Here is a 13219-nt window from a genome sequence, read left to right as displayed (position 1 = left end):
TTTATAAAAAATAAAATTATCTCGTCGAAACAGCTTCTACCGGAGCTCTCCGCTCGCTCATTTCTTCCAGGAACAGATCCGCAAAATAAGGATCCCACTGTGTTCCGCGCCCTTCTTCAATGATCGAAAGCGCCTCTTCTTCCGGCATTCCTTTACGATAAGGACGGTCGGAGGTCATCGCATCATACGCATCCGCAACAGCCATCAAACGTCCGAATACAGGAATGTCGTCCCCTGCCAGCTGGTCAGGATAGCCTTTTCCATCGAAGCGCTCATGGTGATTTCGAACGCCTGGCAGGACGGGACGGAGGGGTTCCGGAAGCTGCACCTGCTGTAAAATGTCATAGCCGATGACAGGATGCTTCTTGATCTGTTCGAACTCCTCATCGGTTAAGCGACCGTCCTTCAAAAGGACGTCATCTCTAATTCCAATCTTACCGATATCGTGGAGGAGCGCAGACTTTCGGAGCAAGTCCATTTCTTCCTCTGAGAAACCTGCCCGCCTTGCAATCCACACCGAATATTCCGCCACCCTTTGGGAGTGACCTGCTGTATATGGATCCCTGGCGTCGAGCGTCGCTGCGAACACGGTGAAAAAGCTCTCAAGGAGCCTTTCGTTTTCCTCGTCCCGATCTTTGATACCGGACACCATGTGATTGAATCCCGTCACCAGATTGGAAAACTCATCCGAATAGACATTATCCATCTTTTCAAAGCGGCCGACTCTCACTTGATCAAACTGTTCTCTGAATGTTCCCATCGGATCCTCGATACTTTTATACAGAAGCATCGAGCTGATCGAGCCCATTGCCAAAATGACCACGACAATGATGGATGCCCAGCTCCAGTATTCCTCAATTCCGTTCCCAGCACTTTCAGCCAGACGGATTTGAGAAGCGAGGATGAAAAGGAGGACTGGGAAAACGGCCGTAAAGATCGAGCTGACCATCAGTTTTCGACGGATGCTTAAATAGTAGTCGCTCTCTGTATGATACACATCGAACCCTAACTGCCCCGCCCGCTCCAATAAAGAAGCAAGCAGCGGGTTAACAGACCTGAACGTCAGGAAAAATTCAACGAGGGCATGCATCACCGCAATTAATACAGCGCCGCTCCATGCAAGACCTATGTAGTAATAAGGAAGGCTGATCCATCCGTTGTAAATGCCGAGCAGACTAAGCCCGGAAGCCGGTACCGCCAAACCGAAAAGGTGCGGACCGAGAATTCGTTGAACGGTCAAGATTGGAAATCGATGAGCACGTCGAAATGCATGCCTAACCTCTTCCTCCTCCACCGCCTCACTCTCAAACAACCTGCGAATCGGTTTGATATGCGAACGATACACAACAAGCTCCGCCCCCAGCATGACCAGGACCGAAACCATCATGACCATCATAAGATAGACGGCTTCATCGCCGCTTAACGTTAACGTATGAAAAATGAACACACTGCCTACACCAAACACAGCCAGCATTGAACCGATGACATAATTCCACAGCATACGTCTTTGGAATTGTTGGAAGGGTCTCATAGCATTCTCCTCCAATGGGATAGATAGTACAATTATACCAGATTTTTCGACAATCGCAGATTATGTGCCTGACTAAATCGTGAACGAAATAGAAGAAAGCACGAGCCAGAAGACCCGTGCTTTCGATCTAGAATCTATAATCGTTTTTACCAGTCATCGTTCACCGACTTTTTTAATACGTAATCGCTTCTTCGTCTGTTGGTTTAGGCGGCTTTCGAACGAGAGCTACAATCCCTGCAATCAGGAAGGCGACACTACCGAACAAGCCGAAGAATACTGTAGCGAGCGCAAAGACGACCGCTGTGATGATCAAAATAATACCGGCTGCTTTAGGCTTCTTGTTCCCCTTCAGAAATACGATGGATAAGATCGCAAGGCCAATGGCAATCAGGGATGCAACAATGATGACCATGGTGAACGTTCCGAGGAAGTTAAACATTTCGTCCATGTTAATCCCTTCAAGATCCTGACCGTTAGGAGCCTCCTGCATTGCCGCCATAAAGTCTTCACGTGCCTGCGGATTGTTTTGGAACGATTGAAAGAAAAACCCGATAATAAGAGGAAATCCATACAATATGATTCCAATAACCGTTATGACAATTTCTACTGTTCTTTTCACAGTGACATTCTCTCCTTTTCTAACTTCTTTCATAAATTGTAAACAATAACGCTTCTTAGATAAAGCATTTCCTACTCTACGTTTACGTCTATGAGAGGAAAAGGTTTCGTATTCATGGATGACAACTTGGTTCTTTGATAAAATAGGAAGAAAAGCGCAGCAAGGGGGAATGACGAATGAATATTATATCGATCGAACCAACTCCCAGCCCGAATTCTATGAAGATTAATTTGAGCGAAAGCCTTCCGGAAGGTGAGACGCATAACTATAAAGAAGAGGATGACCACAGCTCCTCTCCTGCATTTGTTCAGCAGCTATTTAAGATTGAAGGTGTCAAAGGACTTTACCATGTCTTAGACTTCATTGCACTGGAGAGGAATGCCCGCGTGTCGTGGGAATCCATTCTACCAGAAGTGAGGCAGGTATTTGGATCTGAAGCCGAAGAACCGACGCAAAGCTCCGAACCGACAGAAGAAGAATCGTTCGGAGAAGTGAAAGTATTCATCCAAATGTTCAAAGGCATTCCCATGCAGGTGAAGCTTGAGGACCGCGGTGAAGAAAAACGCGTTGGTCTTGAACCACGCTTCCAGGAAGCCGCCATGGAAGCCGCTCCCGCCTCTCCTAATATGATTATGGAGCGGGAATGGATCGAGCAGAGCCCGCGTTACGGCGATGCCGATGAAATCGGAGAACAGGTCAAAGAAGAAATTTCGGCAAGTTATGATGAAGAACGACTGAATTCTCTTGTTAAACAAGCGTTTGATCAAGACCAGGAGCAGGACGAATCAACGAAGAAAAAGTCGACGATCACACTTGAGACACTCGACCACGAAGATTGGAAAGTGCGCTATGCTGCTCTTGATCGTATGGATCCGACCGCTGACGACTATAGAATTTTAGATAAAGCACTGGATGATGAAAAAGCTTCGATCAGAAGACTGGCAACCGCGTATTTAGGGATGATTGAAGAAATGGAAACCCTCCCCTACTTGTATAAAGCGTTGCACGATAAGTCCGTCACCGTAAGACGAACAGCCGGCGATTGTATTTCCGACCTTGGATTTAAGGAAGCCATGCCGAAAATGATGGAATCGTTAAAAGATAAGAACCGCCTCGTTCGTTGGCGGGCAGCGATGTTCTTATATGAGCTGGGTGACGAAGCCGCTCTTCCTGCCTTGAAGGAAGCCGCCGACGATCCTGAATTCGAGGTCCGCCTGCAGATCAATATGGCGATTGAACGTATTGAAGGCGGCGAAGAAGCCAAAGGTTCCGTTTGGCATCAAATGACCCAAGCCACTAAACAAAAACAGGAGGAATAACCATGAACCCATATGAAGCTTATATGAAAGAAATTTCCCAACCGATGCGTGATGAATTGACGAATGCCGGATTCAACGAACTGACGACGCCAGAAGAAGTCGATGAGTTTATCAGCACAACAAAAGGAACTTCTCTTGTTGTCGTGAACTCTGTTTGTGGATGTGCAGCAGGACTCGCCCGCCCATCTGCACGCGAATCTCTTTCCAATGAGAAAAAGCCTGAGAATCTCGTGACCGTTTTCGCAGGACAAGACCGCGAGGCGACTGCCCGTATGCGCGACTATTTCGAAGGCTACGAGCCATCCTCTCCATCTATGGCGTTGTTAAAAGATGGACAAGTCGTACACTTCATTCCACGTGAAGAAATCGAGGATCACGAACCAGAAGAAATCATCACCAACCTTACGAACGCTTATAACGAATACTGCTAATGACCGAAGCCCACTTTCTTTAAAGAAAGTGGGCTTTTAAACTGTTGAAAAAGTGTGGAGAACGGTTCTGTTACAAATGAGGAGGACAGCGGGGTGGAAAATAGTTCGCTTTCCGCGGCGGACGCCGAGCCTCCTCAGACTTCGTCTTCCGGGGTCTCGCCGTGGTCCGTGCATCCCGCAGGAGTCTCACGATTTTCCACCCCGCTGTACGAAAGTAGTGGGAACAGAACCGAGCGGGAATGAGGAAGGACGAACGTAATGCTGTGCTATCATCGCCTTTTACAGATGATAGCATAAGAGGTTCCGCCTCCTCCTCCTCATAAAGGTGTTGGCGAAACAGCGTAGGAAGCTAGGAGACTCAGCGGACGCCCATGGAAAGCGAATTGTTTCGCCAACTCCGCTTCTTAACCTTTGAAAAACCGATAGGACTTTCTCGACACTCTGTAAGCCCACTTCCTTAGAGAGAGTGGGCTTTTTTTGATATAGAAAGCCGATTAGATTGTACAAGGACACCGGTAAACGGGTAAGTAAACTATAGAAGGGAGCACCCGTTATGGATAAAAGCATTTTTTATAAAAGACAACAAAAGTTCGGTCAGAAATTAAAGCAGCTGCACCATTGGAATGCCCTGTTTTTTACGTTCCTTGCCCTTACAGGTCTCCTGCTCGTCTCGTCGGATTTCAGACAGTGGCTTCCCCAAGTGCGGATCTGGGTGAAAGACAGTCACATCTGGATCGGTTTCATCAGCCTTCTTCCCCTTCTCTTTTACACGCCGAAAATGGTGAAGCATCTTAAAACGTTACGCAAGCGGAAAAATAACCGGACGAACCTATATGTTGTGCTGTCCATTCTCGGAGCATTGATCGTATCCGGGATTCTATTAACCTTTCAGCGTGAGCTGAATCCAGGACTGAGTTCTTTCGCTTTGATTGTTCACGACATCATGACCTGGGTCGGTGTTCCCTACTTGATCTATCACAGCATTACGAGAAGCCAGTGGTTCAAAGCGATTGAAAAGCGTCGTGCTGAAGAGAAAGAGAACAAGCGGATGGTCATTGAGGACAGCAATCCAATCATGAATAGGAGAACTTTCCTAAGGCGGGGAACAGGCGCTGGAATCGTGATTGTGTTCTCCCCTTTCATATATCAGTGGGCAAAACCATATTTAAATCTGCCGAGCGGTCCCCCTCCCCCTTCTGAGATGCCGTTAACCGAAGCGTTCAGTCCATTGCCGACACCTGCCCCTAAATCGAAGCCTCCGATTGGCGGAGGCCGAACTGGAGAGTTCCGCTATTACACAGTGACCCAGATGCCTACGATTACAGATGACAATTTCTCCTTCACAATCGACGGGCTCGTTGATCAAGTTCAAGAATGGGATTGGGAGAGCTTTGTCGGAATCAACAGGGGCGTGCAAGTTGCGAATTTTTACTGCGTGACAGGCTGGAGCGTTTTCGATGTTACGTGGGAAGGGATCAAATTGAGTGATTTGCTGAAAAGAGCAGGCGTAAAAGACAAGGCGACACACGTCAAATTTTATTCCCAAGACGGCGTGTACACCGATTCCCTTACGCTGGACCAAGCGATGGACGATGACGTCATGGTCGCGATGCTGATTGATGGCGAGCTCATACCCAATCGGAATGGAGGGCCTGTCCGTTTGATTGTGCCGCGGATGTACGCTTACAAATCCGTGAAATGGCTCAATCGAATCGAACTGATTGACGAAGAACATATCGGATATTGGCAGCAAAGAGGTTATGGTCAAGACGCCTGGGTCAAGCTCTGAGCCAAAAGGTTCATTTCCACATCATTTCAAACATTTCATATTCCTGTAACATACCATTTACATTTTGTGGGTAAACGGAACATGAACGTCCATTCTGAGAGGAGTCGATTTTTATGTTGAAAAAATGGTTGCTTGCAGTAGGCTTAACTTCCGTTCTTGCTCTCGCGGCATGCGGTAGCGATGGGGAAGGCGACATGGAAGAACAGGACAGCGGAGAAATGGAAGACTCAGGTGAGATGGAGGATTCCGGTGAAATGGAAGACTCTGAAGGTATGGAAAACGAAGAAGATTGATAAGGACATAGAAAAAGGTTCCGAACATCATAATGATGATCGGAACCTTTTTTGATGGAAATCAAACCGCTTCCGACGAACTATCAGACGGAACCATCTATTATTTTACCCGCCAGCGTGGCTGGTCTACAGATAAGCTGGAAGAGCAATTCGGGCAGATGACAGCCTGGCTTGGGATCGGCATACAGCAATAAGGGCATTCCTTTTTCGTCATCGCGTCCATCGGGTGTCGATGCGGCTTCTTCCAACGGTTAATTTGGCGGACGACCATAAAGACGGCGAACATGACGATGATAAATCGAATCGTTGCACTTATGAACATTCCGTAGTTGATCGTCGCGGCTCCTGCTTCTTTGGCGGCTGCAAGTGTCGGGTAATAGCCTCCGCTCAGATTGATGAACAGACTCTCGAAATTCATACTGGCATAAACCAACCCGATAGGCGGCAGGAGCATATCCGTGACGAGTGAATCTATGAAACCGCTGAAAGCAGCGCCCAGCACCATTCCAACACCCATTTCAACGGCACTTCCGCGGACAGCGAATTGTTTGAACTCCCGGAACAATCCCATAGAATCTCTCCTTTCATAGTTACTTATATGAAAAGAGAAGACAGGCTATGTTCACCGCCCTGCCATTTCTACCTTCTCTCCTGAATAATCAACGACGACTTGATTCAAGCAGTCAGCAAGATGGATGACATCCTCTTTGGTATGAGAAGGATGGAAGGATATTCGGATGAAGACCTCTGAATCTTCTTCTGTCATTCCCATAGCATCAAGTGTCGGGAGCGTTCCATCCATTCCCGATTGGCAGGCACTTCCTGTCGAGAAAGCATAGCCGTGACGACTTCCCTCGAGCACCATCCATTGCCCAGGCACTCCTTTCACAAGTAACCCAACAATCGGTACACTCTGATGACGAACATCTCCCACGACTTCAAAGTCCTCACGCAATTGTTTCAGGAACGTCGTTTTCAAATCCAATATGCCGTCTTCCCGCAAGGTCGAATCAGCCGCTACAATAAATGACGCCACTCCTGGTGTGTTGACTGTCCCAGGCCTCACACCCGACTCATGCGTCACGCTTGGAAAAATCGGTTCAAATGAAAGGGAGGGACGAATATAGAGAGCCCCTACTCCCTTTGGTCCGCCGATTTTGTGAGCCGAAAGCGAGAAGCTGTCGACAAAGGAGGCTGCTTCCCTAACATCTATTTTGCCAAAAGCTTGAACGAAATCACTGTGCAACAGGAGGTTGTGACGCTTACAAAGGCTATGAATCTCGTTTAACGGCTGAATCGTCCCGATATCTGAATTGACGAGCTGAACCGATACGACGACCGTTTCCGCTGTAATGGCCTCTTCTAACGACTTAAGATCAACCATCCCTCCATCTGTCAGAGGCACCCTTGTGACGCTCCATCCCTCCCGCTCTTTTTTCTCGACGACACGCCTTATCGAAGAATGTTCGGCCGCAGATAGAATAAGATGGTTTCCCCCACCAGCAGACATCATGGCCTCCATGCCGAGCCAGTTACTCTCCGTACCTCCACTTGTGAAAAATAACCCGGAAGCCTCCACGCCCAGCAATCCGGCCAATGTCTCACGGCTGTGTTCCAAGAGCGAATGGGCCTTTGTTCCAACGTCATGCACACTGCTTGTGTTTCCGTAAAATTCACGAGCCGCTTTCGTGAATGCTCCCAGCGCAGCTTCTGTCATAGGAGTTGTCGCGGCACAATCAAAATATTTCTCCATCTTCTTTCCCTCATTTCGACTTTTCACTTGTCATAAGTGTAATAGTATGTAAATATAGGTGTCAATACACCTGTTAAAACAGTGAGGAGTCGACTTACATGGAAAGAGCGGATGTCATCATTGTCGGAAGTGGTGTGGCAGCTTTGCAATTGGCCCGACATTTAAGCGAGGACACAAATGTAATAGTCTTCACAAAGTCTGATGTATCGAACGGAAATTCCCGCTATGCCCAAGGAGGGATTGCTGCCGCGATTGGCGAAGAAGATCATCCCTTCGCCCACTATTTGGATACGACAGAAGCTGGACGTTATGCGAATCACTCCCAAACAACACTCGAAATGTTGAGAGAAGCACCAGGCATCATTCAAGAGCTGATTGAAGAAGGATTCACCTGCGACCGCAACCAGGACGGCACGATCGACCTCGGACGTGAGGGCGGCCATCACCAAAACCGCATTGTACATAGTGGCGGAGATCAGACAGGGAAACGGTTGATGGAACATTTACAGCAGCAGATTAGAGCGAACGTAGAAATCCGGGATCACCACTTTGTTTACGAATTGTTGGTCGAGAACGAAGTGTGCTATGGCGTCCGTTACAAAACAGAGTATGAGACCGCCGTCCTGACCGCTCCCCATATCGTCTTGTCGACAGGCGGCTGCGGACAGCTGTACGCCTCTACCTCCAATGCCCCGACCATAACGGGCGATGGATTCGCGTTAGCTTACGAGGCCGGAGCAGAAATGACCGACATGGAATTTGTTCAGTTTCACCCTACACTTTTGAATGTAAATGGCAAGACGCACGGCCTTGTCACAGAAGCCGTCCGCGGAGAAGGCGCTGTACTGGTAGATGAAAAAGGACGACGGATCATGGATGGCGTCCACCCTTTAGGGGACCTGGCACCACGTAACGTAGTCGCGAACACCATCTATACAGAACGTGAAAAAGGACACACCCTTTACTTGGATATCCGTATGATTCCGCAATTCGAAGAGCGATTCCCTACGGTCACAGCGCTTTGTCACAGGCACGATATCTCCCTTTCTGAAGGATTCATCCCTGTTACACCAGGCTGCCATTTTATTATGGGTGGCATTACGACAGACAAGATCGGACGCACTTCAGTAACAGGTTTATATGCCATCGGAGAGGCGGCCTGTACCGGCGTACACGGGGCGAACCGTCTGGCCAGCAACTCCCTATTGGAAGGAATGGTATTCAGCAAACGCTTAGCGGGCTGGATCAATGAACAGAAGGTGTCTGGCATCCCATACACCGGAAAGAACAAACCGCTGCTTCTCGATCCGATTTGCGACCTCCCCCCACGTTCACTCCTTCAGCAGAAAATGATGGAGAACGTCGGGATGGTGAGGGACGCCAAAGCATTGAAAAAGCAGAAAGGGTGGTTGGAATCCTTCCACCTCGATCAATGGTTCTCGTTCGACTTGAGTTTGCTCACTAGTAAACAAGTAACGACCCTTTTTATGCTGAGAACCGCTTGGTTGATGACGGTTTCTGCCTTAGAACGTGAAGAAAGCCGTGGAGGTCACTATCGAAGCGACTTCCCTAACGAGGAGACGGAATGGCAGCAGAAACAAATTGTACAAGAAAAGAGGAAATCCAATGAACCCATTCATCTATAGGAGGCAGTTAGAATCGTTCTTCATCGAGGATATCGGAGATCGCGACGTCACGAGCGATGTGCTTTTTCCTGCTTCTTCTACGGGAGCGTTAACACTTATAAGCAAACAGTCGGGGGTTTTTTGTGGAAATGAGGTAATCCGGACAGGGTTTGAACTGCTCGATCCTTCCTTAGAGGTGACGACCTTCATCCCAGACGGAGCGACAATTGCAGAGAAAGTTCCGATAGCGACGATTCAAGGATCGATACGAAGTTTATTAAAAGGAGAACGCGTCATCTTGAACTTGATTCAGCGGATGAGCGGGATTGCAACCGTCACCAGGGAAGCCGTTGACATGATGGGTGACTCTCCGACGAGAATCTGTGATACAAGGAAAACGACGCCCGGGTTACGAACTTTCGAGAAATATGCCGTCCGAGCAGGCGGAGGCTACAATCATCGATTCGGCCTGGACGATGCTGTCATGCTGAAGGATAACCATATCGCTTTTGCCGGATCGATTCAACAAGCTGTCGAAACAATACGCGGACAGTTAGGACACATGGTCAAAATTGAAGTCGAAACTGAAAATGAAGCACAAGTAAAAGAAGCCGTTGCTGCCGAAGTGGACTGCATCATGTTCGACAATCGTACACCAGAGGAGATCCTTCATTTGGTGACGCTCGTACCGAACACGATCACCACGGAAATCTCAGGAGGAATCACGATTCATAATCTGGCCGCCTACAGCCGTCTTGGAGCGGACTACATTTCCCTTGGAAGCTTGACCCACTCCGCCCCGTCACTCGATATCAGTGCTCAAGTTCAATCAGAGGAGGACGTACGATGAACCTTTTTGAAACGATGCAGACCCAGCATCCCACTTTGCCAGAACGTTATCAAAACATGACCGAGGAAGAACTTCGCTCCATTGTGGAACGTGTGAAAAATAAAATGGGCAGCCGACTGTTTATGCCTGGTCATCACTATCAGAAGGATGAAGTCATTGATTATGCAGATGTCCGCGGAGATTCCTTGAAGTTAGCCCAGCTTTCCGCCAATCAGCACGAAGCGGAAGCGATCGTATTCTGCGGCGTCCACTTCATGGCGGAAACGGCAGATATTTTAACAAGAGAAGACCAGCACGTCTATCTGCCAGATATGCGCGCCGGTTGCTCCATGGCCGATATGGCGGATATCCACCAAACTGAAAAAGCGTGGACCAGGTTGATGGACGCCTTCGGAGACACGATTCTGCCACTCACCTACGTCAACTCGACCGCTGCCATTAAAGCGTTCGTCGGCAGATACGGCGGTGCAACGGTTACCTCCTCGAACGCAGCTCGCATGATTGAGTGGGCTTTCGAGCAGAAGGAACGCATCCTTTTCTTACCCGACCAGCATCTGGGACGAAATACGGCTTATGACCTTGGAATCTCCTTGGAAGAGATGGCGGTCTGGGATCCGATCCGGGAAGAGCTGATTCATGAAGCGCCATACGAAGACATTAAGGTCATCTTGTGGAAAGGACACTGCTCTGTTCATGAGAACTTCCGCGTTGCGAATGTCGAACAGGTCCGACGCGACTACCCGGACACGAACATTATCGTCCACCCGGAATGCAGCCGCGAAGTCGTTGCTTTATCGGATTACGCAGGGTCGACCAACTATATTATCGACCAGATTGAAAATGCCCCGCCCGGCAGTTCGTGGGCGATTGGCACCGAAATGAACCTCGTGAACCGAATAATAAAGGAGCATCCGGAGCAGCATATCATTTCGTTGAACCCGCGTATGTGCCCGTGCCTGACCATGAACCGGATCGACCTTCCGCACTTAGCCTGGTCGCTCGAATCGATCGCTGACGGTCAGCCGCAGAACGTCATTAAAGTCGATGAGTCGACAGCTATTGATGCACGGAAGGCGCTTGAGAGAATGTTAGAACGTGCTTAACTATAAATAAAAAGAGAGACGGGACCTGGTGATCGAGGTTCCGTCTCTCTTTTTAGTATAAGTCCAATTCTGTCACGCGTGATAGGGAGATCGTATGTGTCCCTTCACCGAAAACCTCAGATGCTTCTACCCCTTCAAACGAAGCATCAACAGCGTCACCGACACGTACTTCAACGAGACCTGCTCCTTCAATCGACCAGTCCGCCTCGACCTCGTCGAGTACCAGTTTGAGCCTTGAGCCCTCGCTCCGAACATCTACCTCTACGTCATTCGGAACAGACAACACTGGACGGATCCGTTCACCGGCATTGAGAAGCTGTACATAAAGTGTGTCATCAACTCGGTTCATACTGACGACATCTTCTCCTTGTAAGGCATCATCCTCATAAGCGTTTGTGGTGTAGCGCCCGAACAACTGAAGCTGCTCGGATTGATTCGTTTCGATCTGCGTTGCGTGAAGATGATCCATCTCAATCACGATTTTTTGTAGATCCGCCACGTCTTCCTCCACAACCGGGAGTGCTCGTTCAACCGTCTCGTAGTTCACACTCGCCTTCACTTCTTCTACAAGGCCAAGCGAAGTGACCGAGTACAACGCAACACCGGCCGTACCGAGGATGCCGATAAACAAAATCGAGATGAAGTCATAGTGGACAACCGGCTTCTCCTGCTTCGACGTCAGAAGGTAGAGAATGACCTCTGCACCTAAGACAATCAATATCACCGGCCACCACGTCATAGTGAGCGAAATCAATTCCGCTTCCACAAAAGAACTCAAGAGAAGCACCACCCCTAATAAGACAAGGGTCAACCCCATCGATATCGTTCCTACCCGCCATTTTCTCATGCCTGCTCCCCCTTTTTCTTCGATCCAGTCAAGAGCTTGATTCCGCCGCCGATAAACAGCACCGAAACGACGATCAGTTGGAAGTAGCGGTCATAGTAATACCTCAAATTAATGTCCAGTACCTGCCGCAGCTGATCATCCACTAGAGGAACCGCTATCCGGTCAACCAAGTAGAATACCCCAAGTAAAATAAGGATGATTCCGAACCAGCGCTGATGGTTGACGAACTGTTTTACAATCGGCACATCACTCAGTTCCTCATGCTCCATTTTATTACTCTGCTGAAGGGTATCGAAAAAGCTGTAAAACCAAATGACCGGAATGAGAAACAGGAAGAACGACAGGCGAAGTACGTCCAATATATAAATGGAAAGCAGGAACCCGGCCATCAACTGAAGGCCCCGCCTTTGAAGCCCCATGTACATGTGCCCCGCTCCCGGGAAGATTCCGAGGATCGTAGCCAGCACCTTGCTCTTCTGATCACCTGAACGATGACGGTCCAAATCTTCCATCAACGTCCGGTCCTCCAATTCTTCCCCGGCATCCTTCTGCTTTTGCAGCTGAATGACATCAAACAACCCGTAGATCCAAATGACAGGCAGCGCTAATAGGAACACCAAGAAGCCTTCTGCTGACGTCATGACGGTTACAAACAGAATCATGACGCCCATTCCGATAAAAGCAGTCAAGAACGTAAGACCCCGCTGGTTCAAGCCTAAGTGAAAGTGTCCGAGCCCCGGAATCAAGGAAAGGAAAATGGTAAAGAACCGCTCATTCTGCTTCGCTTTCACAGAATCCTCTTCCTTTCGTTGGTTCGCAAGCAGCAGCGTCATGATCATATCAAGCATGTTCACGATCCACACAAGGGACGACCCCAGAATAGCAAGTAACAACAGCTCGTTCGGCAACCCTCCCGTGACCAGCAAAACGAATGCCAGAAACAACGGGAACCCGAACGCTAACATATAAAAGAAACCCCGCACCTTTTTTCCGATATACATATGGCCAAACCCTGGAATCAACGCCAGAAAAAATGCTAAGATCGGTGATTTATTCATG

Annotated in this window: 13 protein-coding genes; 7 read left to right on the top strand and 6 right to left on the bottom strand. The window is 48.7% G+C overall.

The genetic code is table 11. The annotated features are described in order from the left end of the window. Nucleotides 1-16: 16 nt before the first annotated feature. On the bottom strand, nt 17-1501 hold the full coding sequence (locus LCM20_RS18145; protein WP_225196909.1) for an HD-GYP domain-containing protein: 1485 nt from the start codon (nt 1499-1501) through the stop codon (nt 17-19). Between the two features lie 202 nt (nt 1502-1703). Next, nucleotides 1704-2150: a DUF4064 domain-containing protein gene (locus LCM20_RS18140; RefSeq protein ID WP_225196908.1), complete on the bottom strand. Its 447-nt coding sequence runs from the start codon at nt 2148-2150 to the stop codon at nt 1704-1706. A gap of 176 nt (nt 2151-2326) precedes the next feature. Here LCM20_RS18140 and LCM20_RS18135 point away from each other — a divergent pair, with 176 nt between their 5' ends. From LCM20_RS18135 to LCM20_RS18120, 4 genes are all read left to right on the top strand, one after another. Continuing rightward, on the top strand, nt 2327-3469 hold the full coding sequence (locus LCM20_RS18135) for a conserved virulence factor C family protein (RefSeq protein WP_225196907.1): 1143 nt from the start codon (nt 2327-2329) through the stop codon (nt 3467-3469). Nucleotides 3470-3471: 2 nt separating this feature from the next. After that, complete coding sequence (locus LCM20_RS18130; protein ID WP_225196906.1) at nt 3472-3900, top strand: BrxA/BrxB family bacilliredoxin; 429 nt, start codon at nt 3472-3474, stop codon at nt 3898-3900. A 553-nt stretch (nt 3901-4453) separates the two neighbouring features. Further along, the gene (locus LCM20_RS18125; protein ID WP_225196905.1) at nt 4454-5689 is read left to right on the top strand and encodes a molybdopterin-dependent oxidoreductase; all 1236 of its coding nucleotides are present in this window, start codon (nt 4454-4456) and stop codon (nt 5687-5689) included. 113 nt (nt 5690-5802) lie between these two features. Then, complete coding sequence (locus tag LCM20_RS18120) at nt 5803-5982, top strand: hypothetical protein (protein ID WP_225196904.1); 180 nt, start codon at nt 5803-5805, stop codon at nt 5980-5982. 100 nt (nt 5983-6082) lie between these two features. Here LCM20_RS18120 and mscL read toward each other — a convergent pair whose 3' ends face one another. Both mscL and LCM20_RS18110 read right to left on the bottom strand, forming a co-directional pair. Continuing rightward, nucleotides 6083-6553 carry a large conductance mechanosensitive channel protein MscL gene (gene mscL / locus LCM20_RS18115; protein ID WP_225196903.1) on the bottom strand — a complete coding sequence of 157 codons (471 nt, stop codon included), beginning with the start codon at nt 6551-6553 and terminating at the stop codon, nt 6083-6085. Between the two features lie 51 nt (nt 6554-6604). Next, complete coding sequence (locus LCM20_RS18110) at nt 6605-7735, bottom strand: IscS subfamily cysteine desulfurase (RefSeq protein ID WP_225196902.1); 1131 nt, start codon at nt 7733-7735, stop codon at nt 6605-6607. A 98-nt stretch (nt 7736-7833) separates the two neighbouring features. Between LCM20_RS18110 and nadB the strand changes: the two genes are divergently transcribed. Genes nadB through nadA form a run of 3 tightly spaced genes read left to right on the top strand, consistent with a single transcriptional unit; the run spans nt 7834 to nt 11313 of the window. After that, nucleotides 7834-9381 (top strand): L-aspartate oxidase, encoded by a 1548-nt coding sequence (gene nadB / locus LCM20_RS18105; RefSeq protein WP_225196901.1) that lies wholly within the window; start codon nt 7834-7836, stop codon nt 9379-9381. Then, nucleotides 9362-10210 carry a carboxylating nicotinate-nucleotide diphosphorylase gene (gene nadC, locus LCM20_RS18100; protein WP_225196900.1) on the top strand — a complete coding sequence of 283 codons (849 nt, stop codon included), beginning with the start codon at nt 9362-9364 and terminating at the stop codon, nt 10208-10210. Before nadB ends, nadC begins: the two co-directional genes overlap by 20 nt. Continuing rightward, the gene (gene nadA / locus LCM20_RS18095) at nt 10207-11313 is read left to right on the top strand and encodes a quinolinate synthase NadA (protein WP_225196899.1); all 1107 of its coding nucleotides are present in this window, start codon (nt 10207-10209) and stop codon (nt 11311-11313) included. The genes nadC and nadA overlap by 4 nt, the downstream gene beginning before the upstream one ends. 52 nt (nt 11314-11365) lie before the next feature. On the opposite strand, the gene LCM20_RS18090 is transcribed toward nadA, so the two are convergent. Further along, nucleotides 11366-12160: a LiaF transmembrane domain-containing protein gene (locus LCM20_RS18090; RefSeq protein WP_225196898.1), complete on the bottom strand. Its 795-nt coding sequence runs from the start codon at nt 12158-12160 to the stop codon at nt 11366-11368. Further along, the gene (locus tag LCM20_RS18085; RefSeq protein WP_225196897.1) at nt 12157-13218 is read right to left on the bottom strand and encodes a hypothetical protein; all 1062 of its coding nucleotides are present in this window, start codon (nt 13216-13218) and stop codon (nt 12157-12159) included. Before LCM20_RS18085 ends, LCM20_RS18090 begins: the two co-directional genes overlap by 4 nt. Nucleotide 13219: the final 1 nt, after the last annotated feature.

Origin of the sequence: Halobacillus litoralis (assembly GCF_020171725.1) — a bacterium.
Taxonomy (GTDB): Bacteria; Bacillota; Bacilli; order Bacillales; family Halobacillaceae; genus Halobacillus; species Halobacillus litoralis_F.
This window is presented reverse-complemented; position numbering and strand designations above follow the sequence as displayed.

Coding starts and splice junctions, on each gene's coding strand:
- LCM20_RS18145 (WP_225196909.1), bottom strand. CDS start 1,501: ATGCTGTGGAATTATGTCATCGGTTCAATGCTGGCTGTGTTTGGTGTA.
- LCM20_RS18135 (WP_225196907.1), top strand. CDS start 2,327: ATGAATATTATATCGATCGAACCAACTCCCAGCCCGAATTCTATGAAG.
- LCM20_RS18130 (WP_225196906.1), top strand. CDS start 3,472: ATGAACCCATATGAAGCTTATATGAAAGAAATTTCCCAACCGATGCGT.
- LCM20_RS18125 (WP_225196905.1), top strand. CDS start 4,454: ATGGATAAAAGCATTTTTTATAAAAGACAACAAAAGTTCGGTCAGAAA.
- LCM20_RS18120 (WP_225196904.1), top strand. CDS start 5,803: ATGTTGAAAAAATGGTTGCTTGCAGTAGGCTTAACTTCCGTTCTTGCT.
- mscL (WP_225196903.1), bottom strand. CDS start 6,553: ATGGGATTGTTCCGGGAGTTCAAACAATTCGCTGTCCGCGGAAGTGCC.
- LCM20_RS18110 (WP_225196902.1), bottom strand. CDS start 7,735: ATGGAGAAATATTTTGATTGTGCCGCGACAACTCCTATGACAGAAGCT.
- nadB (WP_225196901.1), top strand. CDS start 7,834: ATGGAAAGAGCGGATGTCATCATTGTCGGAAGTGGTGTGGCAGCTTTG.
- nadC (WP_225196900.1), top strand. CDS start 9,362: ATGAACCCATTCATCTATAGGAGGCAGTTAGAATCGTTCTTCATCGAG.
- nadA (WP_225196899.1), top strand. CDS start 10,207: ATGAACCTTTTTGAAACGATGCAGACCCAGCATCCCACTTTGCCAGAA.
- LCM20_RS18090 (WP_225196898.1), bottom strand. CDS start 12,160: ATGAGAAAATGGCGGGTAGGAACGATATCGATGGGGTTGACCCTTGTC.
- LCM20_RS18085 (WP_225196897.1), bottom strand. CDS start 13,218: ATGAATAAATCACCGATCTTAGCATTTTTTCTGGCGTTGATTCCAGGG.